Source organism: Niveibacterium umoris (assembly GCF_014197015.1).
GTDB classification, from domain to species: Bacteria; Pseudomonadota; Gammaproteobacteria; order Burkholderiales; family Rhodocyclaceae; genus Niveibacterium; species Niveibacterium umoris.
The window spans coordinates 1,212,265-1,235,637 of sequence record NZ_JACIET010000001.1 but is presented as its reverse complement, the minus strand read 5'-3'; the positions used below and the strand labels follow the sequence as shown (position 1 = coordinate 1,235,637).

Annotated in this window: 28 protein-coding genes; 12 read left to right on the top strand and 16 right to left on the bottom strand. The window is 65.0% G+C overall.

The window, feature by feature from the left end:
- Window positions 1-2: 2 nt before the first annotated feature.
- Genes ssuD through GGR36_RS05445 form a run of 5 tightly spaced genes read left to right on the top strand, consistent with a single transcriptional unit; the run spans window position 3 to window position 3,744 of the window.
- A complete protein-coding gene (ssuD, locus tag GGR36_RS05465; RefSeq protein ID WP_183632712.1) occupies window positions 3-1,175 on the top strand; it encodes an FMNH2-dependent alkanesulfonate monooxygenase in 1,173 nt (390 codons plus the stop codon).
- 7 nt (window positions 1,176-1,182) lie between these two features.
- A complete protein-coding gene (gene ssuC, locus GGR36_RS05460; protein ID WP_183632710.1) occupies window positions 1,183-1,965 on the top strand; it encodes an aliphatic sulfonate ABC transporter permease SsuC in 783 nt (260 codons plus the stop codon).
- A gap of 14 nt (window positions 1,966-1,979) precedes the next feature.
- The gene (locus GGR36_RS05455) at window positions 1,980-2,831 is read left to right on the top strand and encodes an ATP-binding cassette domain-containing protein (RefSeq protein WP_183632708.1); all 852 of its coding nucleotides are present in this window, start codon (window positions 1,980-1,982) and stop codon (window positions 2,829-2,831) included.
- Window positions 2,832-2,853: 22 nt separating this feature from the next.
- The gene (locus GGR36_RS05450) at window positions 2,854-3,069 is read left to right on the top strand and encodes a TOBE domain-containing protein (RefSeq protein ID WP_172196566.1); all 216 of its coding nucleotides are present in this window, start codon (window positions 2,854-2,856) and stop codon (window positions 3,067-3,069) included.
- A gap of 42 nt (window positions 3,070-3,111) precedes the next feature.
- The gene (locus GGR36_RS05445) at window positions 3,112-3,744 is read left to right on the top strand and encodes an RBBP9/YdeN family alpha/beta hydrolase (RefSeq protein WP_183632698.1); all 633 of its coding nucleotides are present in this window, start codon (window positions 3,112-3,114) and stop codon (window positions 3,742-3,744) included.
- Window positions 3,745-4,001: 257 nt separating this feature from the next.
- On the opposite strand, the gene draG is transcribed toward GGR36_RS05445, so the two are convergent.
- The 5 genes from draG to nifL form a co-directional block, all read right to left on the bottom strand.
- The gene (gene draG, locus GGR36_RS05440; protein ID WP_242533086.1) at window positions 4,002-4,970 is read right to left on the bottom strand and encodes an ADP-ribosyl-[dinitrogen reductase] hydrolase; all 969 of its coding nucleotides are present in this window, start codon (window positions 4,968-4,970) and stop codon (window positions 4,002-4,004) included.
- Window positions 4,971-4,979: 9 nt separating this feature from the next.
- Entirely contained in the window at window positions 4,980-5,225 is a 246-nt protein-coding gene (locus GGR36_RS05435; RefSeq protein WP_183632696.1) for a 4Fe-4S dicluster domain-containing protein, read from the bottom strand.
- Window positions 5,226-5,240: 15 nt separating this feature from the next.
- Window positions 5,241-6,737, bottom strand: coding sequence for a nitrogenase cofactor biosynthesis protein NifB (gene nifB / locus GGR36_RS05430; RefSeq protein WP_183632694.1), 1,497 nt, complete (start codon window positions 6,735-6,737; stop codon window positions 5,241-5,243).
- 191 nt (window positions 6,738-6,928) lie between these two features.
- Complete coding sequence (gene nifA / locus GGR36_RS05425; RefSeq protein WP_183632692.1) at window positions 6,929-8,449, bottom strand: nif-specific transcriptional activator NifA; 1,521 nt, start codon at window positions 8,447-8,449, stop codon at window positions 6,929-6,931.
- A 4-nt stretch (window positions 8,450-8,453) separates the two neighbouring features.
- Window positions 8,454-10,037, bottom strand: a complete 1,584-nt coding sequence (gene nifL, locus GGR36_RS05420; RefSeq protein ID WP_183632690.1) for a nitrogen fixation negative regulator NifL — start codon at window positions 10,035-10,037, stop codon at window positions 8,454-8,456.
- A 294-nt stretch (window positions 10,038-10,331) separates the two neighbouring features.
- Between nifL and rsxA the strand changes: the two genes are divergently transcribed.
- From rsxA to GGR36_RS05385, 7 genes are read left to right on the top strand one after another with little or no spacing between them, the layout of a single operon-like run.
- A complete protein-coding gene (gene rsxA, locus GGR36_RS05415) occupies window positions 10,332-10,913 on the top strand; it encodes an electron transport complex subunit RsxA (RefSeq protein ID WP_183632688.1) in 582 nt (193 codons plus the stop codon).
- A 14-nt stretch (window positions 10,914-10,927) separates the two neighbouring features.
- Window positions 10,928-11,458 (top strand): RnfABCDGE type electron transport complex subunit B, encoded by a 531-nt coding sequence (locus GGR36_RS05410; RefSeq protein ID WP_183632685.1) that lies wholly within the window; start codon window positions 10,928-10,930, stop codon window positions 11,456-11,458.
- Between the two features lie 11 nt (window positions 11,459-11,469).
- Window positions 11,470-12,987, top strand: coding sequence for an electron transport complex subunit RsxC (gene rsxC / locus GGR36_RS05405; protein WP_183632683.1), 1,518 nt, complete (start codon window positions 11,470-11,472; stop codon window positions 12,985-12,987).
- Window positions 12,984-14,057 carry an RnfABCDGE type electron transport complex subunit D gene (locus tag GGR36_RS05400; RefSeq protein ID WP_207064300.1) on the top strand — a complete coding sequence of 358 codons (1,074 nt, stop codon included), beginning with the start codon at window positions 12,984-12,986 and terminating at the stop codon, window positions 14,055-14,057. Before rsxC ends, GGR36_RS05400 begins: the two co-directional genes overlap by 4 nt.
- On the top strand, window positions 14,054-14,659 hold the full coding sequence (gene rsxG, locus GGR36_RS05395) for an electron transport complex subunit RsxG (RefSeq protein ID WP_183632681.1): 606 nt from the start codon (window positions 14,054-14,056) through the stop codon (window positions 14,657-14,659). Before GGR36_RS05400 ends, rsxG begins: the two co-directional genes overlap by 4 nt.
- Window positions 14,660-14,671: 12 nt before the next feature.
- Window positions 14,672-15,352, top strand: coding sequence for an electron transport complex subunit E (locus tag GGR36_RS05390; protein WP_183632679.1), 681 nt, complete (start codon window positions 14,672-14,674; stop codon window positions 15,350-15,352).
- A 12-nt stretch (window positions 15,353-15,364) separates the two neighbouring features.
- Window positions 15,365-15,649: an RnfH family protein gene (locus tag GGR36_RS05385; protein ID WP_183632677.1), complete on the top strand. Its 285-nt coding sequence runs from the start codon at window positions 15,365-15,367 to the stop codon at window positions 15,647-15,649.
- Window positions 15,650-16,254: 605 nt separating this feature from the next.
- Here GGR36_RS05385 and nifM read toward each other — a convergent pair.
- The 11 genes from nifM to GGR36_RS05330 all read right to left on the bottom strand — a co-directional run bounded on the left by nifM (window position 16,255) and on the right by GGR36_RS05330 (window position 23,368).
- Window positions 16,255-17,121: a nitrogen fixation protein NifM gene (gene nifM / locus GGR36_RS05380; protein ID WP_183632675.1), complete on the bottom strand. Its 867-nt coding sequence runs from the start codon at window positions 17,119-17,121 to the stop codon at window positions 16,255-16,257.
- A complete protein-coding gene (locus GGR36_RS05375) occupies window positions 17,114-17,587 on the bottom strand; it encodes a nitrogen fixation protein NifZ (RefSeq protein ID WP_183632673.1) in 474 nt (157 codons plus the stop codon). Before GGR36_RS05375 ends, nifM begins: the two co-directional genes overlap by 8 nt.
- Entirely contained in the window at window positions 17,584-17,901 is a 318-nt protein-coding gene (nifW, locus tag GGR36_RS05370; protein ID WP_172202872.1) for a nitrogenase-stabilizing/protective protein NifW, read from the bottom strand. Before nifW ends, GGR36_RS05375 begins: the two co-directional genes overlap by 4 nt.
- Window positions 17,902-17,918: 17 nt before the next feature.
- Entirely contained in the window at window positions 17,919-19,055 is a 1,137-nt protein-coding gene (gene nifV / locus GGR36_RS05365; RefSeq protein WP_183632671.1) for a homocitrate synthase, read from the bottom strand.
- Window positions 19,056-19,080: 25 nt separating this feature from the next.
- The gene (gene nifS, locus GGR36_RS05360) at window positions 19,081-20,289 is read right to left on the bottom strand and encodes a cysteine desulfurase NifS (RefSeq protein ID WP_183632669.1); all 1,209 of its coding nucleotides are present in this window, start codon (window positions 20,287-20,289) and stop codon (window positions 19,081-19,083) included.
- Window positions 20,290-20,331: 42 nt separating this feature from the next.
- Entirely contained in the window at window positions 20,332-21,234 is a 903-nt protein-coding gene (gene nifU / locus GGR36_RS05355; RefSeq protein ID WP_183632667.1) for a Fe-S cluster assembly protein NifU, read from the bottom strand.
- 262 nt (window positions 21,235-21,496) lie between these two features.
- Complete coding sequence (gene fdxB / locus GGR36_RS05350; protein WP_183632665.1) at window positions 21,497-21,799, bottom strand: ferredoxin III, nif-specific; 303 nt, start codon at window positions 21,797-21,799, stop codon at window positions 21,497-21,499.
- Between the two features lie 36 nt (window positions 21,800-21,835).
- A complete protein-coding gene (locus tag GGR36_RS05345) occupies window positions 21,836-22,054 on the bottom strand; it encodes a CCE_0567 family metalloprotein (RefSeq protein ID WP_172202867.1) in 219 nt (72 codons plus the stop codon).
- 8 nt (window positions 22,055-22,062) lie between these two features.
- A complete protein-coding gene (locus GGR36_RS05340) occupies window positions 22,063-22,527 on the bottom strand; it encodes a NifX-associated nitrogen fixation protein (protein WP_183632663.1) in 465 nt (154 codons plus the stop codon).
- The gene (locus GGR36_RS05335) at window positions 22,524-22,964 is read right to left on the bottom strand and encodes a SoxR reducing system RseC family protein (RefSeq protein ID WP_183632661.1); all 441 of its coding nucleotides are present in this window, start codon (window positions 22,962-22,964) and stop codon (window positions 22,524-22,526) included. The genes GGR36_RS05340 and GGR36_RS05335 overlap by 4 nt, the downstream gene beginning before the upstream one ends.
- Window positions 22,961-23,368 (bottom strand): NifB/NifX family molybdenum-iron cluster-binding protein, encoded by a 408-nt coding sequence (locus GGR36_RS05330; RefSeq protein ID WP_338086623.1) that lies wholly within the window; start codon window positions 23,366-23,368, stop codon window positions 22,961-22,963. Before GGR36_RS05330 ends, GGR36_RS05335 begins: the two co-directional genes overlap by 4 nt.
- Window positions 23,369-23,373: the final 5 nt, after the last annotated feature.

Sequence of the window (23,373 nt, the reverse complement as noted above, 5' to 3'; positions counted from 1 at the left end):
CCATGAAGATCTTCTGGTTCCTGCCCACTCACGGCGACAGCCGCTACCTTGGTACCAGCGAGGGCGCCCGCAGCGTCGATCTGGACTACCTGCAGCAGATCGCGCAGGCGGCCGACCGGCTCGGCTACTACGGCGTGCTGACGCCGACGGGCCGTTCGTGCGAAGACCCGTGGGTGGTCACATCGAGCTTGATCGCAGCGACGAAGCAACTGCGTTTTCTCGTTGCGCTGCGACCGGGGCTGACGCAGCCCGCCCTTGCGGCGCGCATGGCAGCGACGTTTGACCGCCTCTCCGGCGGGCGCCTGCTGGTGAATCTGGTGACCGGCGGCGACCCCAACGAGCTTGCGGGTGATGGTTTGTTCGAGTCGCATGCCGAGCGCTACGCGGCATCGGCCGAATTCATCCGCATCTGGCGCGAGATCATCGCGCGTAGCCACGATGGTGAAAGCTACGACTTCGAGGGCAAGCATCTGCGAGTCCAGGGCGCGAAGCTGCTCTATCCGCCGGTGCAGAAACCGCACCCGCCGGTGTGGTTTGGCGGTTCGTCGGAGCCGGCTCACGAACTTGCCGCCGAGCAGGTTGAAACCTACCTGACCTGGGGGGAGCCGCCCGAGGAGGTTGCGAAGAAGTTTGCCGATGTGCGGGCTCGCGCCGCCAAGCGCGGCCGCACCGTGAAGTTTGGTGTGCGCCTGCATGTGATCGTGCGCGAGACCGAAGAAGAGGCCTGGGCCGATGCCGAGCGCCTGATCAGCCGGCTGGACGACGACACCGTTGCGACCGCGCAGGCCGCGCTGGCGCGGATGGATTCGGTTGGCCAGCGGCGCATGGCGGAGCTGCACGGCGCTGGCCGGGGCCGCACCCGCGCAGATCTGGAAATCAGCCCCAACCTGTGGGCCGGTGTCGGGCTTGTGCGGGGTGGCGCAGGCACAGCGATCGTCGGCAACCCCCAGCAGGTCGCCGCGAAGCTCAAGCAATACCAGGATGTCGGCGCAGAGGCCTTCATTCTCTCTGGCTACCCGCATCTTGAAGAAGCCTATCGCTTCGCGGAGCTGGTCTTCCCGCTGCTGCCGCTTGAGCATGGCGCACCGAATCAAACGCTGCCGGGCGGCAGTCTGACCGGGCCGTTCGGTGAGGTGGTCGCCAACCACTTCGTGCCGAAGGCATCGCAAAGCTGAGGGCGCGATGACTACTCTGAAAGTGAGCCGCCGTACGCAGGCCTTGTTGCCATGGGTGCCGCCAGTGCTGTTGCTGGTGGCGTGGCAAGTTGCGGCGCAGACCGGGCTGATCTCCAGCCGCGTGCTGCCGGCACCGCTCGATATCTTGCGTGCAACGATCCGGCTGGCTTCGTCGGGCGAGCTGCTGAGTCATGTGCTCGTCAGCAGCCGCCGGGCCTTGCTCGGCTTCGCCATCGGCGGCGGGCTGGGCCTGGCGCTCGGGCTCGCGACCGGCAGCTTCCGCAAACTCGAAACCCTGCTCGATACCAGCCTGCAGATGCTGCGCAACATCCCGCCGCTGGCACTGATCCCGCTGGTGATCCTGTGGTTCGGCATCGACGAAGCGGCCAAGCTGTTTCTCGTGGCGGTGGGCGTGTTCTTCCCGGTGTACCTCAACACCTTTCACGGCATTCGCTCGGTCGACCCGGCGCTGATCGAGATGGCCAAGAGTTACGGGCTATCCGGGTGGCAGCTGTACCGGCATGTGATCCTGCCCGGCGCAGTCGCGTCGATCCTGGTTGGTGTGCGCTTTTCGCTCGGCCTGATGTGGGTGCTGTTGATCGTGGCCGAGACGATTTCGGCGAACGCGGGTATCGGCTACATGACGATGAACGCGCGCGAGTTCCTGCAGACCGATGTGGTGCTGGTCGGCATCCTGCTCTACGCGCTGCTCGGCAAGCTGGCGGATGTGCTGGCACGTGCGCTTGAGCGCAGCTGGTTGCGCTGGCACCCCGGCTATCAACCCGTTTGAGCGGAGCACGGCATATGCAGATTGATTCTCAGGAAACCCGTGCTGTGGCCCAACGGGCGAGGGGCGCGGCCGGCGGCATACCGCTGCAGATCGAGCAGGTCGTCAAACGTTTCGGCGAACGCGAGGTGCTGCACCGCTTGAGCTTGAACGTCGCCCCGGGCGAATTCGTCGCGATCGTCGGGCGCAGCGGATGTGGCAAGAGCACGTTGCTGCGACTGGTCGCAGGCCTCGACGACAAGACCGACGGCGAGATCCGCTTCGGTGGCGCGCAGCGCGACGCACGCGGCGATACCCGAATCATGTTCCAGGACTCGCGCCTGCTGCCCTGGAAGCGCGTCATCGACAACGTCGCACTCGGCCTGCCGGACACCGAGTTGGGCAGGGCGCGTGAGGTACTCGCGCAAGTCGGGCTCGCCGAGCGCGCCGACGAATGGCCAGCGAGGCTCTCGGGCGGGCAGCGGCAGCGGGTTGCGCTGGCGCGAGCCCTGGTTCATAGCCCGCGCCTACTGCTGCTCGACGAACCGCTCGGTGCGCTCGACGCGCTGACGCGCATTGAAATGCACGCACTGATCGAAGGCCTTTGGCGTGAGCGTGGTTTCACTGCGCTGCTGGTTACGCACGACGTGGCCGAAGCAATCGCACTGGCCGATCGCGTTGTGCTGATCGACGAGGGCCACATCACGCTGGACTTGTCTGTCGATCTCGCGCGCCCGCGCGAGCGGGGCAGCCCGCGTTTTGCGGCACTCGAGGACTATCTGCTGCGCAAGGTGTTGCAGCAACCGCCAGCGGAACCCGTGGCGGAGCCGGAGCAGGTTGGCGACGTGTCGCTGCAACGCACGGTCAATCAGGTCCGCTGGGCCATCTAAACCGATTCAACAGGAGAGCAAAATGACCATTCAAGCGATCAACGTACGTAACCAGTTCCGTGGCAAGGTGAAGGAGATCGTGCGCGGCGATGTTGTCAGCGAAGTGGATGTCGAGACCCCGTCGGGTATCGTTACCTCGGTGATCACGACGCGCTCCGTCGACGAGTTGGGGTTGAAGATCGGTTCTGAAGTCGTCGCATTGGTGAAGTCCACCGAAGTGTCTATCGCGACGCTGTAGGCCGGCGCACCGTGGCGCGGGCCGCGACGCAAGGAGGTATCCATGTCTACCGTACTCGTGGTGCCCGGCCTGCATGGCAGCGGGCCGGCGCATTGGCAGAGCTGGTTCGAACGCCAGGTCGAAGGCAGCATCCGGGTCGAGCAGTCGAACTGGGATGAACCCAACCTGGCGCGCTGGGCGGGCAGTCTGAGGCAGGAACTGGACCGTGCGCGTGGCCATGTCTGGATCGTCGCGCACAGCTTTGGTTGCCTCGCCACCGCGCATGTGGCGCAGGCCTATCGTGAAAGGATTGCGGGCGCCATGCTGGTGGCGCCGGCCGATCCGGACAAGTTCGGTTTGAGCAACACATTGCCGGATGAACCGTTGGGGTTCCCAAGCGTAGTCGTCGCCAGCACGAATGACCCGTGGGTTCGTGTGATGCGCGCGGCCTGGCTGGCGGACCGCTGGGGCAGCCGGTTTGTGAATATCGGTGCGGCGGGCCATATCAACGTGGATTCGGGGCACGGACCGTGGCGGGACGGGTTGGAGATCTTCAATCTGTTGCGTCGCTCGCACGGCGATTTTCCGCTCGGACCGCTCGACGCAGAGGGCGACAAGCCGGCCGGTCCGCGCCGCCGCCGCGGAGATGGTCGGCGCTCTCAATTCGACTGGGTCAAATACCTCGGGTCTGCCTGAGGGCCTAAGCGCGCAAGGACGACAGGCGACCGTGGCTGGCCGGACCGATCCGCCCGGTTGTTGAGCAACAGACAGAAGACGGCGTGGCCGTCGGGTCGCCAACTGGCGGGAACGTCCCGTTTGCCCAAGGGAGTCCGGAACACAGCGGGAAAGTGTTTGCAAACTGCCAGCATCGTTTTCGTTTTGCGTGGTGGCCGAGTGTGGTTCCAGGGTTGAGTCCCGCGGGGATTTCCCCCGCAGTCTGCTTGCGAGTTTCGCTAGGCCTCGAAGCTGAAGTTCAGTAACGGCCGCTCGACGAGACGATCGGCGTAGCGTCTGCAGTCCGCCGCGACATCGGCGCGCAGCGCCGACAGCCAGTGGGCCGGTAGTGCCGGCTCGCCCACCATTGCGCCGAAGATTGCGCCGGTGATTGCGCCGGTCGTGTCGGCATCGCCACCGCGATTGACGACGTCGATCAATGCGCTTTCGAAACTGTCGGTGATGTCGATGGCCTGCAGCACGGCGCGCATGGTGTCAGCGATGTAGCCGGTGGGGTTGCTCTGCGGTTTCGCGCGAAACTGGAAAAGCGTGTGCGCGCTCGCCAGGGCGTGGGCCAGCGCGATGACGCCGCGGATGCCGTGGCCCAGGATGCCGGCCTGGATCATGCGCACGACACACAGCGTTGCAGCGTCTGTCAGCGGGTTGTGGTGCGTGACGCGCGCCTGCGCGAGCGTGATCTGTCGCACCGTGTCGGGTGGAGCCCAAAGCAGGGCGATCGCTACTGGCGCGCAGCGCATTGTCGCGCCGTTGCCCGCGTCGTCGGAGGGGGCCACACAGGCTTCGCCGGTTCTGCGAAAGCGCATCACTCCGCGCCGTACGGTATTGCCGATGTCGACGGGTTTGCTCCGCATCCAGGCATCAAATGCACGGCCGAAGTCGGCAGCATCGGGCGTCGGCGAGGCGAGGAGTGTATCGGCGACGGCGAAGGCCATCGTGGTGTCGTCCGTCACCTGACCGGGTGCCAGCCGCAGCCAGCCGCCGCCGCGGATCTGTGTGTGGCATCCATGCGTGGCGCGTATCTCGCGTGGCGTCATGAACTCCACCGTCGCCCCGAGTGCATCGCCGAGCGCGAGGCCGAGCATGGCACCGCGTGCGTGCAGCCGAATGCGTTGGGCCGCCACTCCCGGGGGCCACGCGCATTGCATCGGTGGCATGTCGAGCGGTGCAAGTGTGCCGTCGCCAGACATGCCTGTGGATCATCCCACGCGCGCGGGAGGCGAAAGCGAGCCGGGCGGGTTCAGCGGTTCGCCCAGTTCATCCACGATCACGCCCTCGACGGGGCAGATCGCTGCACATTGCGGCGTGGCATGCGCGTCAACACATTCGGTGCAACGCAGCGGGTCGATCAGGAAGTGCGGTTGCGCCTCGATGATCGCCTGGTGCGGACAGAGCGAGACACAGGCCCAGCAGTTGACGCAGCCAGCAATGATTTCGAGTGCCATTGCGGCGGGCTCCGCTTATGCGCGACGCTGGTGGGCGGGCGCGTCGGCGAGTTGCCCGCTTTCGAGCATCGCTTGCCATACCGCCTGCGCCGCGGGGGCCACTGCTTCCATTGCGTGGGAGCCGTCGGGCCGGATGCCTGCAGCCTCGAGCTTGCCCCAGGGTTCGATGCCGATTCGCGAACAGAGCATGACCTCACAGTCGGCAAGCGAAGCCAGCGTTCGCGCGAGTGTGTTCTCAGCCTCGCCACAGTCGGCCTCGCCGCCGCAGTACTGCGCGGCGGCGCGTGTACCCAGCGCCTGCACGCCGTCGGCGGTGACCTCGATGATGTGGAAGAACCTCGCATGGCCGAAGTGCGTGTCGATGACGGCGCCGGTGCTGCTCGCAACCGCCATGCGTACCGCGCGACCGGGTGCCGGGGCTGCACGGTGCAACGCGATGACCTGGGCATTGGTGGCGTGTCGCGCGGCACGTTTTTCGGCCAGTTCTGCGTTGATCGCGGCACGCAGTGCGATGCGCCGGCCCATGGCGGCATGCTCGTCGATCTGCATTGCTTCGACTTTCTCGAGCGTGAACTCGGCGCCGCGGTCTTCGCCCAGCATGCCGACCGCGTCGGCTCGGCACTGCTGGCAGTGGCGCATCATGTTCATGTCGCCGGCGCACTCATCCTGCAAGGCTTTCAATTCCTGTTGGGTGGGGCCGCGCTGGCCAGTCAGGCCGAAATGCGTCCCGTGCACCGGGTCCGAGATCAAGGGCATGACGTTGTGCAGGAACGCGCCCTTGGCGCGCACCACGCGAGAGACTTCCTTGAGGTGTTGATCGTTGATGCCCGGGATCATCACCGAATTGACCTTGACCAGGATGCCGCGCGCAACCAGCATCTCCAGCCCTTTCTGCTGCTGCGAGATGAGGATCTCGGAGGCTTCACGGCCGGTGACACGCCGGTGGTTCCAGAAGATCCATGGATAGATCTGCGCGCCGATGTCGGGGTCGATGCAGTTGATCGTGATCGTGACGTGGTCGACGTGATAGTCCGCGATCTTGTCCACGTACTGCGGCAGCATCAGGCCGTTCGTCGACAGGCAGAGTTTGAGGTCTGGCGCGCGTTCGCTCAGTCCGGCGAAGGTTTCGAAGGTGCGCTCGGGGTTGGCGAGTGCGTCGCCCGGTCCGGCAATGCCCAACACACTCATCTGCGGGATGGCGGCTGCAACCGCCAGGGTCTTCTTCACCGCCTGTGCGGCCGTCAAAACCTCGGAGACGACACCCGGACGCGACTCGTTGCTGCAGTCGTACTTCCGGTTGCAGTAGTTGCACTGGATGTTGCAGGCTGGCGCCACCGCCACATGCATGCGCGCAAAGTACTTGTGCGCCTCTTCGGAGTAGCAGGGGTGGTCCTGCACACGTTGCGTGACGCTGGCATCCAGCTCGTCGAGTTGTTGCGAGCTGGAGCCACAGCGGCCGCTGGCGCAACCGCTGATCGGTGCGGTCGGGTTCAAAGTTGCAGGCGTCGGCATGGAGCGCTCCCGAGGATGTCTGTCCCCGGTTCAGCAATTGCCGTGCCGATGCGTGTTTTCACCGTGGCGTCTTGGTTTGAGCGCTGCTGCTTCCACCTTGTGTCACTTAGCCTACACACTGACGTGTGCGAAACAGGACAGGGCGGGTATTTGTCGTCCTGGCGGGCAGATGCGGGACGGCGCAGCGCCGGTCAAAACTGCTTTACCTCGATACCCAGCGTCTGCACGCGGTAGGCGATCTGGCGCGGGGTCATGTTGAGCAGGCGTGCAGCCTTGGCCTGCACCCAGCCGGCTTGTTCGAGGGCGGCAATCACGCGGTCGCGTTCATCCAGTGTCGGGTCATCCAGGTCGATGCGGTTGGCGGCAGCCGCAGCGGCCAGCTCGCGCTGGCGGTCGATACGGATCAGGTCGCAGTCGATGTGGCCACTTTCCGACATGACTGCGGCGCGTTCCAGGCAGTTTTCCATTTCGCGGACGTTGCCGGGCCAGTTGTACTGCATCAGTCGCGTGATCGCAGCCTCGCTGAGATCAAGGGGCCGCCCCTGCGCTTGACCGACACGCCCGATCAGGTGGCGTGCGATTTCCGGTACGTCCTCCAGACGCTCGCGCAGCGGGGGTACGGTGATCGGCATCACGTTGAGGCGGAAGTACAAGTCTTCGCGGAACTTGCCTTCATCGACCGCGTCCTCAAGGTCGCGGTGCGTCGCAGAGATCACGCGCACATCCACCTTGACCGTACGGCCACCGCCGACGCGTTCGAGTTCACCTTCCTGCAGCACACGCAGCAGCTTGGCCTGGAAGGCGGGCGAGATTTCGCCGATTTCGTCGAGGAAGATCGTGCCGCCGTCGGCCATTTCAAAGCGCCCCTTGCGCGCCGCTACGGCGCCGGTGAAGGCGCCTTTCTCATGGCCGAAAAGCTCGGATTCGAGCAGGTTCTCGGGCAGGGAGGCGCAGTTGAGGCGCACATAAGGCCCGCGCGCGCGAGGTGAGTTGTAGTGGATCGCGTTGGCGATCAGCTCCTTGCCGGTGCCGGTTTCGCCACGGATCAGCACGGTGGTGTTCCACTTCGACACCATGCGGATCTGTTCGAAGATCCGGCGCATCGCGGCCGAGTGGCCGACCATGTTGTCGAAGCCGTGCTGGCCCCGCACCGTGCGCCGCAGGGTGTCGCGTTCTTCGGCGATGGTTTCCTTTTCATGCGCAACGTCGAGCGAGAGCTTGACGCTTTGGCCGATCAGGTTGGCGACCATCTCGACGAAGCGTGCGCGTACCGCGAGCTGGCCATCATCGAGGCGGTTCGGTTGCACCGCGAGCGCACCATGCAGGGTGCCACCGACGTGGATGGGGGCCGCGATGAAGGGCAGGCGCCGTTCGTAGATGCCGAGCCGGTTGAGGAAGCGCGGATTGCTCGCGATGGAGGGCAGGGCGACTGTCTTGCCTTCTTCCAGGATCAGGCCGAGCACGCCCTCGCCAGCCTGGTAACGGACTGGCTCGAACGCTTCGGCTTCGACGCCCTGCAAGGCGTTGACGACCAGTTCACCACTCTCGGAATCGAGCACGCTGATCATGCCGCGAGTGAGTCCGGCGGATTCTTCCAGCACCCGCAGCACTTCCTGCGGCGCCTGCTTCACGTCGAGCGTGCGCGACAGGATCACGCTGACGCGATAGAGCGTTTCAAGCTGGTTGCGGTGGAGTGCGCCTTCGGTATCCATGGCCTTACCCGATCTCGCGACTGTTGAGCGTCGCCAAGGATGGCGAGGCGTGGCGGAGCAGCGGCAATACCAGCAGCGCCGTGCAGCCACCGCCCGCCGCGTTACCCAACTCGATGCTGCCCCCGTGATCCACCGCTACCTGCTGAGCGGCGGCCAGCCCGGTGCCGAGGTGATTGCCCTGCTGCTTCTTGGTGCTGAAGAAAGGTTCGAAGGCCTTCAGTCGCAGTTCGTCAGGCAAGCCGGGGCCGCTGTCCGCTATGCGCACCTCGAGGCTGTCGTGCAGCGTGCGGGTGCAGATGTTCAGTTCGCGCTGTCGCCAACCCTTCACATTCATCGCCTCGATCGCGTTGTCCACCAGCGCCTTGAGCAGGGCGCGCAGACGCGTGGGCGAGCCCTGGATGGCCGGCAGCACCAGCTGCGGCTGCCAGCTGACCGATACACCGGCGGCGAGCAGGCGAACCGCCGACAGGTCCAGCACGTCACGCACCACTTCATTGAGGTTGACCGCCGTGCTGGCCTCGGGTGCGCGCGCCGGTATCGCGCTTCGCAGAGTGTCCAGCGCGGTCTGTCCGGCCTTGAGCGCCTCTGCCAGTGCCGCCTGGGCCGGATCGCAGCCGCGTCGGCCCATCATGTTGACGACAGAGCCGAGAATGTTGAGCGGCCCCTCCATCTGATAGACCGCGGCTGACAAGCTCTCGCGCAGTGCCTGCTGACGGCTCTCTTCGGCCATCACCGCCTGCAGCGCCGCGATGCGCGCTTTCTCCTGCTCCTGAACCTGCCGGCTGACGTCGGTGGCAACAAGCAGCAGGAAGGCTTCACCCTTGCTGGCGTAGAAGTCGTCCGCCTCGTCGCTGTCCGCTGCAACCCACACCGCCGAACACGAGAACCAGCGTGGTGAGCGCCAGTGCGGGCGGTCGAGCCGCACCTGGCGGTCGAGGAAGGCGTGGCTGCCGGGTTTGAAGGGGCCGAAACCGCTGCCCAGTTCGTTGCGGATCGCGTCCAGCAGCACCTTGGCCGGCTCGGCCATGCCGAGGTCGGACATCAGCGCCTTGTAGGCGAGGTTGTCGAGTACGACGCGGTCGCCAATATCCAGCAAGGCAAGTACGAGTGGCGCGCCATCGACGACCGACTCGATCAGCGCCTTCTGGTTGCGCACCGCGCATTCGAGCTTGTGCAGCGCAGTGATGTCGCGTTGCAGGCCCAGGTAATGGGTGATCTGGCCCGCCTCGTCCAGCACTGGCGTGACGGTGAGATCGGCCAGGTAAGGGGCGCCGTCCTTGCGGCGGTTCACCAGACGCCCGGTCCATGTTTCCTTGGCGGTGATACGGCGCCACATCGACTTGTACACGTCGGGAGGCGTGGTGTGGTTCGACAGGATCGACTGATGCTGCCCGACGGCATCGCCCACGCTGTAGCCGCTAACGCGGGTGAAGGCGGGGTTCACGTATTCGATGCGTGCGCGCGGGTCGGTGATCGAGATCGCGATGTCGGCCTGCTCCACCGCGGCGCGGAACAGCGCGGCAGGAATCTTCCGGGCAACCACTGGGGCGGCCTTCTTTGCGGTGGCGGTCTTCTTCTGCTCTGGCATGGCGGGCCTCGTGTGAACGCTCCGTTGCGTCGATGCAGCAACCGTGCCGAATTCTCGCGACTCAACGCCACGCTTGAGCAACGTCAAATGCGAGTGTCGTTGTGAGGATTCGTCACAACGCAACGTCGGTTTGTTGGAACCCCGACACGGGTTTTCGCAGATGCAGACCCCTTCCGGTGCATGCGCTGTTCCCGCCGGATGCCCACAGGAGCGGCATTTACGCACTGGCCCGGTGCGGTATGCATCGACTTGGCACGCTCCATGCGAAAAGCAGGGCAGGAGGTCTCAACCGACATGAGTGAATACCTGATCCTGCTTGTCAGTACCGCGCTGGTGAACAACGTGGTGCTGGTGAAATTCCTCGGCCTGTGCCCCTTCATGGGCGTCTCGAAGAAGCTCGACAGTTCCTTCGGCATGGGGCTCGCAACCACCTTCGTGATCACGCTGGCGTCCGGCGCGTGCTGGGCGCTCGAACACTACCTGCTCGCACCGCTGGGCCTGAACTACCTGCGCATCCTGACCTTCATCCTCGTCATCGCGGCTGCGGTGCAGTTCATCGAGATGGTGGTGCGCAAGGTCACGCCGGAGCTCTACCGCACGCTTGGCATCTACCTGCCGCTGATCACCACTAACTGCGCTGTGCTGGGCATTCCCCTGCTCAACGTGCAGCAGGCCAACAACTTTGCGATGAGCGTCATGGTGGGCTTCGGCGCATCGGTGGGCTTCACGCTGGTGCTGACGATGTTCGCTGGCCTTCGCGAACGTTTGTCGCTTGCGAAGGTGCCACAGACCTTCGAGGGCGCGCCGGTCAGCTTCGTGCTGGCGTCGCTGCTGGCGCTCGCGTTCATGGGTTTTTCAGGAATGAAGCTCGGTTGAGCGGGGAGGTTGAAATGATTGCGCCGATTGCCAGTGTGATGTTCCTCGGCCTCGTTCTGGGGCTGATCCTCGGCTATGCCGCGAAGGTCTTCCATGTTGAGGGCGACGCCCTGGTGGAAGAGCTGATCGAGCTGATGCCCGGCACGAACTGCGGGCAGTGCAGCTTTCCCGGTTGCTCCGGTGCCGCGAACGCCATCGCGCGTGGCGAAGCAAGCGTCGATTGCTGCCCCGGGGGTGGCCGTGCGCTGGCCGAGGCAATCGCAGCAAAGATGGGCGTAAGCCTTGGCGCAGGTGGCAAGGCCGATAGCGGGCCGAAGCTCGCGCAGGTGGCCGAGCATCTTTGCATTGGTTGCGCGCGCTGCTTCAAGGTCTGCCCGACCGACGCAGTGATCGGTGCGGCCAAGCAGATTCACGGCGTGCTGCACGGCGCCTGCACCGGCTGTGGCAGTTGCGAGAAAGAGTGCCCGACCGGCGCGATTGGCCTTGAGCCAGTGCCGGTAACGCTGCGCGACTGGAACTGGACGAAACCGGCTCTGGCCGTCTGAGGAGTAGCAAGATGGGATTGCGTGAACTTCTGAATGGTGTGCGCTGGGGCGTACATCCGCACGACGACCACAAGCGGCCAGCTGCCGACGTGCCGCTGCGAGTGATGCCGCTGCCCGAAAGGTTGTGTGTGCCGCTGTTGCAGCACGTGGGTGCGCCGGCGTTGCCGGTTGTAAAGGTCGGGGAGCGCGTGCTGCGTGGCCAGCTGATCGCTGCCGCGCAAGGCAATGTGTCGGCGCCCGTTCATTCCCCAAGCTCCGGCGTGATCAGCGCGATCGGCGAGGTGACTGCGCCGCATCCGTCCGGCTTGCCCTTTGCCGCGATCACGATCGAGCTGGACGGCAAGGACGAAGCTGGCGAGCCGCTCACGCCGCAAGTTGATCCGTTCAGCCTCACGCCGGCGGAGGTGTCCCAGCGCATTGCGGATGCGGGCATCGTCGGCCTCGGCGGCGCGACCTTCCCGTCGGCCCCCAAGGCGCAACTGGGCCTCAAGCTCTCGGTGCATACCTTGATCATCAACGGTGGCGAGTGCGAGCCGTATCTTTCAAGCGACGACAGCGTGATGCGGGTGCGCGCCGACGAAGTGATCGATGGCGTGCGAATCCTGATGCACGCCACCGGCGCGACCAAAGCACTGGTGGGCATCGAGGACAACAAACCCGAGGCCACCGCAGCGATGCGCAAGGCGGCCGAGGGTTTTGCCTCGATCGAGATTCGCCCGGTGCCGGCGCGCTACCCGATGGGTTCCGACCGCCAATTGGTGCAGGTGCTCACCGGCAAGGAAGTGCCCTCCGGCGCGCGTACCGCGAGCATCGGCGTGCTGGTCAACAACGTCAGTACCTGCGCTGCCATCCACCGTGCCGTGCGGGTCGGCGAGCCGCTCTATCGCCGCATCGTTACGGTCAATGGCGGTGCGGTGGCACAACCGGGCAACGTCCTGGCGCCGATCGGCGTCCTGATCGAAGACCTGCTGCGCTTTGTCGGCCTGAAGGAAACCCCTGCAAGGCTGGTCATGGGCGGCCCGATGATGGGCGTGGCCTTGCCGCATGCGCAGGTGCCGACTGTGAAGGGCTGCGGCGGCATTCTGGCGCTGACAGCGGGCGAGATCACCGACACCGCTCCTTCGGCCTGCATTCGCTGCGGTTCCTGCGTGAAGGCCTGCCCGATGGGGCTGCTGCCGCTGGAGCTATCGGCCCACATCCATGCTGGCGAGTACGACAAGGCGGAGGCCAAGGGCCTCGACGATTGCCTGGCCTGCGGCTGTTGCGCCTACGTGTGCCCATCGCATGTGCCGTTGGTGCAGACCTTCTATCACGCCAAGGGCGAGGTCTGGAAACGCGCGCAGCAGAAGAAGCGCACCGAGTTCACGAAAGGCCTTGCGCAGGCGCGCAAGGAGCGTCTCGAACGCGAGGCACGCGAGCGCGTTGAAGCCGCTGCACGGCGAAAGGCCGAGCGCGCTGCACAACAGGCAGCTGCGCAGCAGGCCGCAACTTCAGCATCCGCCAACACCGCAGGAGGGGCCAGCGCATGAGCGCCCAAAGCATGATTCTTCAAACTGTGGCGTCGCCGCATGCACGGGCCGGCGAATCGGTCAGCGTCGTGATGCTCAAGGTTGTCGCGACCCTGGTACCGGCCACGGTCTATGGGTTCTGGCTCTTCGGCTCGCCCGCCTTCTGGCTTTGGCTCATCACCATTGCCTCAGCGCTGGCCGGTGAGGCGGTGTGCCTGCGTTGGGCGGGGCGCGATCCCGCGCCTTTGCTCAAGGACGGGTCCGCGCTGCTGACTGGTTGGCTGCTCGCGCTTTCGCTCCCGCCCTGGGCGCCGTGGTGGATCGGTGTCGTCGGTGGGCTCTTTGCGACAACGCTCGGCAAACAGGTCTTCGGCGGGCTGGGCAACAACCTGTTCAACCCCGCGATGATTGCGCGGATCGCGCTGCTGGTTTCCTTCCCGGTGCAGATGACCTACTGGGTCGTACCGGCGGGAGCGCCCGGCCTGCTTGATGGTCTGCTCATCACGCTCGGCCATATCCCGGTCCCCGACGCCATGAGCAGCGCCACGCTGCTGGGCCATGCGAAGACTGACCTTGCACGCGGTGTTGATCTGCTGCATACCGAGTTGCCGGGCCATGCCTTCAACTGGGTCGGCGCCCGCGTTGGCAGCCTTGGCGAGACCTCGACCTGGCTGATCGCAGCCGGTGGGGTGGCGTTGCTCACGATGCGCATCATCACCTGGCATGTCCCGGTGGCGATGCTCGCCGCAATCGCGGTTCCGGCTGCGATCGGGCATGCGGTCGACCCGGCGCGCTACATCGACTGGACCACGCACCTGATGTCTGGCGGCGCGATGCTCGGCGCCTTCTTCATCGCGACTGACTACGTCACCTCGCCAAGCACGCGAGCCGGACAGGTGGTGTTCGGTCTGGGCTGCGGTCTGCTGACCTGGGTGATCCGCACCTACGGCGGCTATCCGGAAGGGGTTGCGTTTGCGGTGCTGCTCATGAATGCGCTGACACCGGCGATCGACCGTCTCATCAAGCCCCGGGTCTACGGCCGCACCTTCACTGGAAAACCAGCGTCCGTGCAGAAAGGAAAATCGAAATGAACGTCGCCGCGCTGCGAGAAGGCATCAGTTATCAGGGCGTGTTGCTGGCGCTATTCAGCACGCTGACTGCGGCGGCGCTGGTGGTGGCCAACGGTTTCACCGCGCCGGCGATCCATATCGCCGAAGAGCAGGATCTTGAAGCCTCGCTACGGCAGGTGCTGCCCGCCGGCTTCAACGACAACAACCTGCTGGCGGACGTCGTTCTCGTCAAAGATCGCGCCGGGCTCGATGTCGAAGTGCACAAGGCCAGCAAGGCCGGCGTGCAGCAGGGCGCCGTGTTCAAGACAAGCTCTATCGGATACGCCGGCCCGATCGTGATCCTGGTCGGGATCTCACGCGAAGGTGTCGTGCAGGGCGTACGTGTGCTGCGCCATGCGGAAACACCGGGCCTGGGTGACAAGATCGAAGTTGCAAAGTCGGATTGGGTGCACGCCTTCGAAGGCAAGGCGCTGACGACCGCGCGCTGGCTGGTGAAGAAGGACGGCGGTGACTTCGACCAGTTTGCCGGCGCCACGATCACCCCGCGCGGCGTTGTGAAGGCGGTGAAGGAAGCGCTCGAATTCCACCAGGCCAACCACGCGGCAATCTACGCCGAACACTGAGACGAGGCTCCCATGAAAACCAAAGACATCATCCGTAACGGGCTCTGGGATCAGAACGTGGTACTCGCGCAGATCCTCGGCATGTGCCCGACGATGGCGCTGACTTCGACCGCCACGAACGGGCTCGGCATGGGGCTCGCAACCACCGCGGTGCTGGTGGTGAGCAACATGGCCGTGTCTTCCGTGCGTGGTGTGGTGACCGAGCAGGTCCGCATCCCGGTGTTCATCGCAATCATCGCGACCATCGTGACGCTGGTGGATCTTGGTCTCAACGCCTGGATGCACGACCTTTACAAGGTGTTGGGTCTCTACATCGCGCTCATCGTCGCCAACTGCGCAATCCTTGGGCGTGCGGAAGCCTTTGCGTGCAAGAACGGCGTGCTCGCGTCGGGTGCCGATGGACTCTTCATGGGGCTGGGCTTCACCGCGGCGCTGACTTCGATCGGCGTTGTGCGCGAAATCATCGGTAGTGGCACGCTGTTCTCGCAGGCCAGCCTGCTCCTCGGACCGCACTTCGCCTTCCTCGAAACGCGGGTGCTGCCGGGTTATGGCGGCACGCTGATGATGATTCTGCCGCCAGGCGGCTTCCTCACGCTGGGGTTGTTGCTGGCACTGCGCAAACGGATCGAAATGCGGCGCGACGCAAGCAGGGCCTGTGGCGCTGTCACCCAACCCAGTCACTGTGGCGCTTAACCGGGAGGCAACATGAAAGTATCCATCGCTTACGCAGAGCCGGGCCGGCAGGCTTGGCTCAACATCGAAGTGGAAGAGGGCACGCGGGTACGGGACGCGATCGAGGAGTCCGGTATCTACGCACAGTTCCCGCACATCGACCTCGCGAGCCAGCGGGTCGGCATCTTCGGCAAGGCCGTCAAGCTCGATGCGCCGCTGCGGGCGGGTGACCGGGTGGAGATCTATCGCCCGATCCAGTGCGATCCAATGACTGTGCCGCGGCGCCCGGGCTTCGAGCTGGACAGCGACGAAGCCTGATCGTCGGGCGAGTTCTTGCTGCAGCACTCCGCCAAACAATGGCTTGTCGCTGCAAGCCGGCCGAATGACCTATCGCCTGCCCGATCCACGACTGAGTGGGTCGGGCTAATGCGTGGATGTGGGGAGGCTTTCGGGCCGCGCGTCAGCCCTTGGCCGGTATCACCTCATGCTCGAACGCGAAGGGCACGCCATAGCCACCGCGGACGCCTAATCGCAATTGTTGCTTCCCGCTTGAGGACATCGGAGCGCACAGACGCAACCATCTTGCCGAGCTTCGCATCAAAAGCGAGCGCGCCCGAATCGCCGGCTCTCACGAGGCGAACGGCCTTGGTCCTGGCTGGCATGCCCACCTTGGTGGCCCGATGGGCACGTCGCCTGAATTCCGCAAACAGCCCGACGCGCGCCACGCCACACTTGAGGCACGCGTTGCGTGCGTTGGCCGACCTGCAATTGCGTCATTTAGCCAAAGCGTGAAATGGGCGCCGCAACGCGGCCGCGTGGGTGTGTGCGCGTGCGTGAGTGTGTGCTTGTGCGTGCGTCTTGGCACTGGCGCGCCCGCGGAACAGGCCCCACCGTGCGCAAGGGCTGACGCCGCTATTGCGACGCTACTTTCGGGCGATCAGGCCACGCAGCCACTGCCTCTGGTAGTGAGCGCGGCGCGTGCCCAGAATCTGCACGCGGATCTTGTCGCGCACCTTTGCCAGCGGCACACGCCCCGCGGGGCGGATGTGATCGCAACACAGGATGTGAAAGCCCATCGGCGACTCGAGTACGCCGGATAGCTCGCCTGTCGCCATCGAGAACAGGGCTGCATCGAGCGCCGGGAACAGCTGGCCGCGCGTGACCGGACCGAGCAGACCGCCTTGCATCGCCGTCGGACACTCCGAATGGCGCAAGGCCTGCTTCGCAAACTGCTCCGGATCGCGCGCGCACTGAGCCCTTATCTGGTCGATACGCGCACGCGCGGCGACCCGGCCGCTGCCGGCAAGGTCGTCGTTGATCGTGATGAGGATGTGCCTGACCGTGCGACGCTCCGGTGTGTGGAAGCGATCGGCATGCAGGCGGTAGAAGATTTCGATGTCTTGCTTGCTGACCGGCGGGACGTTGGCGGACACCGCATCGAGCACCGCTTCGACGGTCATGTCGCGCGTCAGCTCTTCGCGCAGCGCGGCTTGCGTGAGCCCCTGTTTTGCGAGTGTGCAGACGAAGTCCGCCTCGCTTTCAAAGCGCGACATGACCTCGGTTACGCCAGCGTCCACCATGTTGCTGCTGACCACGACACGGCGGGCTTCGTCGCTCATCAGCACACGCTGCTCGATCGCCAGCTGGCGCGCCACCACTTCGTCGACGCGTGCGCGTTGTGCATCGGACAGCGCGTCGGGCGCTTGCTGGAACAAGGCCTGCGCATGCTTGATCGTGAGGTAGCGCGACGGGGCGTGTGCAACAGCTTGGCTTGTGGTGGCGTCAGGCATCACTCGTCTCCTGAATCGCTGGTGTGACCGGGCCAAGGGTGCGCTCGCGCACCTGGAGCGTGCGGCCAGGGAACACCGGGAAATGGATGTGGTAGGCGATGTCGTCGGCGACATCGCGAATCACTTTGAGCACTTCGCCCACCGCGCCAACGGGCACCCGTACCTCGCCGTCGACAGACAGTGCTTTCAGGTTGCGCACCCGTTCCCGCGTCTCGAACTGAGATTCCGCCCAAGGGGCGCCAGCGGGGAGCAGTTCTTCCTCGCGGCAGCCGACAATCCGTTTGGCGTCCAGAAAATGGACCGAGTAGATGATCTGATCCATCAGGAAGGTGCCGACGTCGACCACATGCCCGAGGCTGCCTCGGCGCACGAGCAGATCGCCGCGGGTGGCGCCGGGAAAGGTGCCGTCGTCGCGCACGTTGCGCACGACTCGCACCACATCGCCAAGTTCGAACTGCGGGTTCATCGCGGGGCCCGCCCGATGTCGCTGAGCTGCACGGTGGAGATGCCACGGGCGCGCTTGAAGACGCGGAACACGCCTTGCGTGATCGCGTCCGAGTTCAGGTAGTCGTCGTAGGCGCGAGCGAGGCGCTCGTGCCACTGCTCGTAGACCGGCGGCTCGTCGGCACTGCGCAGGTAGTCGTGGAAGCGCTGCAGGATGTGCAGCCGGTTGATTTGCACTACCGAACGTTCGTACGGGATACCGAAGTAGGCGAGGAAGTCCTCGATCGTTTCGAGTTCGGCAAGGTCGTCGGCCAGCGTGGGGGAGGGGGCGTGCATGGTGTCCTCGCGTTCGTTCAGCAGGGCAGTGGCTTGGGGGTGGCGCTGTCAAACAGGCGCATCAGATCGTCGTCGTTGGGGGCGCGCTTGGTCGCAACAACGAACTGCCGTACCCGGCCAAGCAGGGCGTCGGCTTCCGTGTCGCCGAGCGGGTGGCCCAGGCGGGCGAAGACTGACTTCACCGCACCCTTGCCGGAATGCTTGCCAAGCACGACGCGGTGCGAGCGGCCGACCAATGCGGGGTCGAAACCCTGATAGTTGCTCGGATCCTTCAGAAGGCCGTCGACATGGATGCCGGCTTCGTGGGTGAAGACGTTGGCGCCGGTCAGGCTCTTCTGCGCGGGAATCGGTCGCCCGGATGCGGCGGCGACGCGTTCCGCGAGCACCGGAAATGCGGTCAGATCGATGCCGGTCGATATGCCGTAACACTGACCGAGGCCGAGCACGACTTCCTCCAGCGCAGCGTTGCCGGCGCGCTCACCCAAGCCGTTCACGGTGGTGTTCACATGCGTCGCGCCGGCGCGGGCAGCGGCCAGCGTGTTCGCGGTGGCCATGCCCAGGTCGTTGTGCGCATGCATCTCGATCTGCAGGCCGCAGTGGCGTTTGAGCGTGCGAATCGCCCGCCGTACGCCGAAGGGCTCCATGACGCCGAGCGTGTCGGCGAAGCGGAGCCGGATGGCACCGGCAGCCTCGGCGACCTGGGCGATGCGAACGAGAAACCCAAGGTCCGCGCGCGACGCGTCTTCCAGCCCGATCGAAACGCCCAGCCCGACGCCGCGCGCGAGTGGCACCAGACGAGCGATCTCGCCAAGCAACCATTCACGCGACCGGCCGAGTTTGCGGGCCAGGTGTTGGTCGGAGGCTGGTGCGGAGATGTCGATCAGATGCGCGCCAAGCCCTGCGCAGGCGCGCACGTCCGACTCCGTGAGCCGCGCCCACACCATCAGGCGTGCGTGCAGGCCAAGGGCCGCGATCGCGCGGATGCTGGCACGCTCGTGCTCGCCCATTGCCGGGATGCCGACTTCCATTTCCGGCACGCCGAGGGCGTCGAGCCTGCGGGCTACATCCAGCTTCTCGGCGCGACTGAATGCAACCCCTGCGGTCTGCTCGCCGTCGCGCAGGGTTGTGTCATTAACGGTGACGAATGCGGGCATCGCGGTCTCCGTTGCGTTGCGCAAATCAGGCGTAGGCGGGTTGGAACAGCTTGTCCGGGTCTTCGATTGGACCGCTCTCGTTCCAGTAGGGCGAGATCTTGCGCAACTGCGCAATGATCGGCGGCACTGCCTCGATGACGCGTTCGATCTCGTCAAGCGTGTTGTAGCGCGACAGCGAGAAGCGGATGCTGCCGTGCGCCGCGGTGTAGGGGATACCCATCGCACGCATCACATGCGAGGGTTCGAGCGAGCCCGAAGTACAGGCCGATCCGCTGGAGGCCGCGATACCCAGCTTGTTCAACAACAGCAGGATGCCTTCGCCCTCGACGAACTCGAACGCAATGTTGCTGGTGTTCGGTAGCCGGCAGTGGAGATCGCCGTTCGGGAAGGCGCGCGGCACGCGCGCGAGAATGCCTTTCTCAAGCTTGTCGCGCAGGAAGCGGACGTCCGTGTTCTCGGTCTCCATGTGTTGCATGGCGAGTTCGGCTGCCTTGCCCAGCGCGATGATGCCCGGTGCGTTTTCGGTGCCAGGGCGGCGGCTGCGTTCCTGCTGGCCACCGTGCAGCAGCGCGCGAAAACGTGTGCCGCGGCGCAGGTAGAGCACACCGATACCCTTGGGCGCATGCAGCTTGTGGCCCGATAGCGAGAGCATGTCGATCTTCGTGCGCTTCAGGTCGATCGGCAGCTTGCCGACCGCCTGTACGGCGTCGGTATGGAACTGGATACCGCGCGCGTGGGCGTACTCGGCCATCTCCTCGACCGGGAAGATCGTGCCCGTTTCGTTGTTGGCCCACATCACCGAAACGATCGCGACCCGGTCGGTCAGCAGCGCGCGGTACTCGTCCATGTCGAGGCGGCCACGACCATCCACCCGCAGCTTATGCACGACGTAGCCTTCCTTCTCGAGCCGGTCGCAGAAGGCGAGCACGGCTGGGTGTTCGACGACGGTAGTGATGACCTGGTTGCGCTCTGGCTGCGCTTTGAGCGCGGAGAGAATTGCCGTGTTGTCCGACTCGGTGCCGCCGGATGTAAAGATGATCTCCGAGTCGTGCTCGGCGCCCAGCAAGGCCTGGATCTGCGCGCGCGCCTTCTTGAGCGCAACGCCCACCTGATTGCCGAAACTGTGAATCGATGATGCGTTGCCGAACTGTTCGGTAAAGAAGGGCAGCATGGCAGCGACCACGGCGGGGTCACACGGCGTGGTGGCGTTGTTGTCGAGATAGATCGGTTTCATGTCGGGCGCTCCGTAGGGGGTCGGATTGGCTTCTTGGTGCGCTCAGCGCGCCATCTCGAGTTGGCTTGCGGGCAGCAGGCGCACGTATTCGCCCAGCTCTTCGAACAGCTTTTGCTGGATCGCCCCAAGCGTGGCGGCTTCGAGCGCGCAACCCATGCAGGCGCCTTTGAGGTTCACGTAGATGTTCTTGCCGACGATGTCGACGATCTCGATGTCGCCATGGTCGTTCTGCAGCATCGGGCGCACCGATTCGATGATTTCTTCGATCTTGCGCATGCGCTGGAGGTTGGTCATGCGCGGTTTCTCGGCAGCAACGGTGTCGATCGGTGCCGGCGCGGCGGCGGCCGGAGCTGCCTCGATTGCGCCGGCTTCGCAACGAGCGGCGACGATCGAGATCAGCACGTCCTCGATCTTCTCGTGGCACGACGCACAGGCCCCGCCAGCCTTGGTGAAGTGGGTTACCTGTTCGAGTGTCGTGAGGCCGTTCTCGCGCACCACCCGTTCGATCAGCGCCGAATCGATCGCGTAGCACTTGCAGATCAACTCGCCTTCTTCGTGGTCGTCCTTCCATGCCTCGCCGCGGTAGTTCGCAATCGCGGCTTGCAGCGCTTCGCGGCCCATCACCGAGCAGTGCATCTTTTCCGGTGGCAGCCCATCGAGAAAGGCGGCGATGTCCTGGTTGCTGACCTTGAGTGCTTCGTCCAGGGTTTTGCCCTTGACGATCTCCGTGAGCGCCGAGCTCGACGCAATCGCCGAGCCGCAGCCGAAGGTCTGGAAGCGCGCATCGCGGATGATCTCGGTTTCCGGGTCGACATCCAGCATCAGGCGAAGTGCGTCACCGCACTGGATGGAGCCGACATCACCAACCGCATTCGCTTGTTCCAGCGGGCCGGCGTTGCGTGGGTTGAAGAAGTGTTCCTTGACCTTTTCGGTGTAGTCCCACATGGCAGGCTCCTTGACGACTTTGAGGGCGCACCGCGCTGAACGGTGCTTGCAAGGTGCTACTGCAAAGCGTGTGCCAAGTGAGCTCGTCGCTCGCAAAGGCCTGTGCGGAAAGGGCTAGGGCGGGCGAGCGTGGCGCGATTGTCGGACTTGCGACAAGGCGCTGTGGGGAAGGCGCCGCAGCGGCGTGATCGGCGGTCGGGCCGCGGATGAAGCGCCACCGGCCGCAATCAATGCGGCCGGTGCGGGTGAGGCGGGGCGGGCGTCAGGCTGCCAGCGGCATCGCGCTGTGTGTGAAACAAGCCTTGGGGCAAACGCGGCTGCATGCACCGCAGCCGGTGCAGTCCATCGGGTCGGCGAGCGACATCACGGACGAGATGCTCTCGCTGTCGTCGTCATCGTCGTCTTCGGGCAGATCGTCTTCGCTCCTATCGATCAGTTCCAGCACGTCACGCGTGCAGACCTTGTAGCAGCGGCCGCAGCCGATGCACTTTTTTGCATCGAGCTCGACAGCAAATTCAGGCGTCCATGGGGTGCCGCCGCGGGTGATACCGGTAATGTCAGACATGGTGTTGCTCCTGTGATGGTGAGAAGGGGGGGTGACTCACAAGGGGTGTTCAGTACGTGCCGCGCGCAACCGGGCTTCCGCTTCGGCCCAGGCTTGGCACGCGTCGTAGGTGGATTGCGAGATGCCGGGAATCTCGTGGAACGCGGCGGGAAGTCGATCCTCGACCAGGTCATGCAGTTGGCCTGCCCATTCGGATGCGATGCGCCGCAAGCGGCGGACGTCCTTTTCCAGCGATTCGAGTGTCGGGCTGTCCATGGCAGCGCTCACAGGCCGGCCACGTCCGGGTGGCGGCCAACGAGTTCGATCGCCACGGCGAGCTGCTTGTCCGCTTCCGTCTTCATCTTCGAGAAGGAATCGAAGCCGAAGCGATGCACATCGCGCAGGCTGCGATCCAGTGCAACGAGCTTGCCCACGGTGATGATCACGCGGCCGAAGCCTTCGTGCGACAGATGCACCAGCGGCACGGCCATGTTTCCGCATTCCTTTTCGATCAGCACCGCGATGGCGTTGTAGAAGGCACGCACACGAGCGAGCGTGACTTCATCCGGATCGCCCAGCAGCGGAATTGCCGCGCGGGCTTCCTTGGTCAGCACGAAGGGTGCAAGCAGCTGCTCAACGCTCTTGCCGTCGTGCACGCCATAGCTGTCCAGCGCACGCATCTGGCGCAGCATTTCGCGCATGAAGTCGGTTTCGAAGATCGGGTCGGGCACGGTGGTAGTGGTCGTCATGATTCGGAGCTCCGCTTGTCCGAAGGGGGGAGGGGACTGCAACTGTGTATGGCGGGCTGGTTCCAGTCGTCGCCCAGGCGCGCGGTCAATACGCGCGCGGGGAGCAGGCCGGCGAACAAGCCAGTCAGGGCGCCTGCGAGGGCGGTCAGGTTGCCGTGGCCGAGTATCTGCCCGAGTACGGCGCCGACCACGCAGCCCACCGCTGGCACCAGGTAGGCAAGGGCGGCAGTCATCAGCAGGCGATGATCCTCAAGCGCGAGCGACACCTCGGCGCCGAGCACGACGCCAGGGGCGAGCGGCAGAGCGAATACGCGATCTGCGGATTCGCCCTGGCAGGCTTTACGCGCACCGCAGGCGCTGCAGGCTGCAGCGGGCTGCACGGCTACGTCCATATGCCCTGGGTGGATCGCGATGACGCGTGCAGTGCGTTCCATCATTCCTGCCAACCCTCGGCGGCCATGCGCTCGAAACGCGAATCATCGGTGTCGCGATGAATGCGGCGGTCTATCCATTGCACGCCGCCCGCATTGATCGCGTCGCGGATGCTGTTGAGCAGCGGATCGATCGATGCAGCGTTCTCGAGCCGGATCGGCTGGATGTTGGCCGCCAGCAGCTGGCGCACTGCCGAGCCGCCGACTGCCAGGCAGTAGACCGCCGCGCAGCCCTCCAGCGCCCGGATCCGCTCGCCGAGCTTGTTCTCATTGCCGTCCATGTTCTCGGGCGGGAATTCCAGCACCCCCGCCAGCCGGGCACGCTCAGCGTCTACCGTGAAGATGACGAAGCCTTCGGCGGCGCCGAAATGCTGGTCGACATGAACGCGGTCGCGGCTGGCGAATGCCACCCGCA

What these genes read in the sequence shown, in the direction of transcription:
- ssuD (WP_183632712.1), top strand. Translation starts at nt 3, where the DNA reads ATGAAGATCTTCTGGTTCCTGCCCACTCACGGCGACAGCCGCTACCTT.
- ssuC (WP_183632710.1), top strand. Translation starts at nt 1,183, where the DNA reads ATGACTACTCTGAAAGTGAGCCGCCGTACGCAGGCCTTGTTGCCATGG.
- GGR36_RS05455 (WP_183632708.1), top strand. Translation starts at nt 1,980, where the DNA reads ATGCAGATTGATTCTCAGGAAACCCGTGCTGTGGCCCAACGGGCGAGG.
- GGR36_RS05450 (WP_172196566.1), top strand. Translation starts at nt 2,854, where the DNA reads ATGACCATTCAAGCGATCAACGTACGTAACCAGTTCCGTGGCAAGGTG.
- GGR36_RS05445 (WP_183632698.1), top strand. Translation starts at nt 3,112, where the DNA reads ATGTCTACCGTACTCGTGGTGCCCGGCCTGCATGGCAGCGGGCCGGCG.
- draG (WP_242533086.1), bottom strand. Translation starts at nt 4,970, where the DNA reads ATGTCTGGCGACGGCACACTTGCACCGCTCGACATGCCACCGATGCAA.
- GGR36_RS05435 (WP_183632696.1), bottom strand. Translation starts at nt 5,225, where the DNA reads ATGGCACTCGAAATCATTGCTGGCTGCGTCAACTGCTGGGCCTGTGTC.
- nifB (WP_183632694.1), bottom strand. Translation starts at nt 6,737, where the DNA reads ATGCCGACGCCTGCAACTTTGAACCCGACCGCACCGATCAGCGGTTGC.
- nifA (WP_183632692.1), bottom strand. Translation starts at nt 8,449, where the DNA reads ATGGATACCGAAGGCGCACTCCACCGCAACCAGCTTGAAACGCTCTAT.
- nifL (WP_183632690.1), bottom strand. Translation starts at nt 10,037, where the DNA reads ATGCCAGAGCAGAAGAAGACCGCCACCGCAAAGAAGGCCGCCCCAGTG.
- rsxA (WP_183632688.1), top strand. Translation starts at nt 10,332, where the DNA reads ATGAGTGAATACCTGATCCTGCTTGTCAGTACCGCGCTGGTGAACAAC.
- GGR36_RS05410 (WP_183632685.1), top strand. Translation starts at nt 10,928, where the DNA reads ATGATTGCGCCGATTGCCAGTGTGATGTTCCTCGGCCTCGTTCTGGGG.
- rsxC (WP_183632683.1), top strand. Translation starts at nt 11,470, where the DNA reads ATGGGATTGCGTGAACTTCTGAATGGTGTGCGCTGGGGCGTACATCCG.
- GGR36_RS05400 (WP_207064300.1), top strand. Translation starts at nt 12,984, where the DNA reads ATGAGCGCCCAAAGCATGATTCTTCAAACTGTGGCGTCGCCGCATGCA.
- rsxG (WP_183632681.1), top strand. Translation starts at nt 14,054, where the DNA reads ATGAACGTCGCCGCGCTGCGAGAAGGCATCAGTTATCAGGGCGTGTTG.
- GGR36_RS05390 (WP_183632679.1), top strand. Translation starts at nt 14,672, where the DNA reads ATGAAAACCAAAGACATCATCCGTAACGGGCTCTGGGATCAGAACGTG.
- GGR36_RS05385 (WP_183632677.1), top strand. Translation starts at nt 15,365, where the DNA reads ATGAAAGTATCCATCGCTTACGCAGAGCCGGGCCGGCAGGCTTGGCTC.
- nifM (WP_183632675.1), bottom strand. Translation starts at nt 17,121, where the DNA reads ATGCCTGACGCCACCACAAGCCAAGCTGTTGCACACGCCCCGTCGCGC.
- GGR36_RS05375 (WP_183632673.1), bottom strand. Translation starts at nt 17,587, where the DNA reads ATGAACCCGCAGTTCGAACTTGGCGATGTGGTGCGAGTCGTGCGCAAC.
- nifW (WP_172202872.1), bottom strand. Translation starts at nt 17,901, where the DNA reads ATGCACGCCCCCTCCCCCACGCTGGCCGACGACCTTGCCGAACTCGAA.
- nifV (WP_183632671.1), bottom strand. Translation starts at nt 19,055, where the DNA reads ATGCCCGCATTCGTCACCGTTAATGACACAACCCTGCGCGACGGCGAG.
- nifS (WP_183632669.1), bottom strand. Translation starts at nt 20,289, where the DNA reads ATGAAACCGATCTATCTCGACAACAACGCCACCACGCCGTGTGACCCC.
- nifU (WP_183632667.1), bottom strand. Translation starts at nt 21,234, where the DNA reads ATGTGGGACTACACCGAAAAGGTCAAGGAACACTTCTTCAACCCACGC.
- fdxB (WP_183632665.1), bottom strand. Translation starts at nt 21,799, where the DNA reads ATGTCTGACATTACCGGTATCACCCGCGGCGGCACCCCATGGACGCCT.
- GGR36_RS05345 (WP_172202867.1), bottom strand. Translation starts at nt 22,054, where the DNA reads ATGGACAGCCCGACACTCGAATCGCTGGAAAAGGACGTCCGCCGCTTG.
- GGR36_RS05340 (WP_183632663.1), bottom strand. Translation starts at nt 22,527, where the DNA reads ATGACGACCACTACCACCGTGCCCGACCCGATCTTCGAAACCGACTTC.
- GGR36_RS05335 (WP_183632661.1), bottom strand. Translation starts at nt 22,964, where the DNA reads ATGATGGAACGCACTGCACGCGTCATCGCGATCCACCCAGGGCATATG.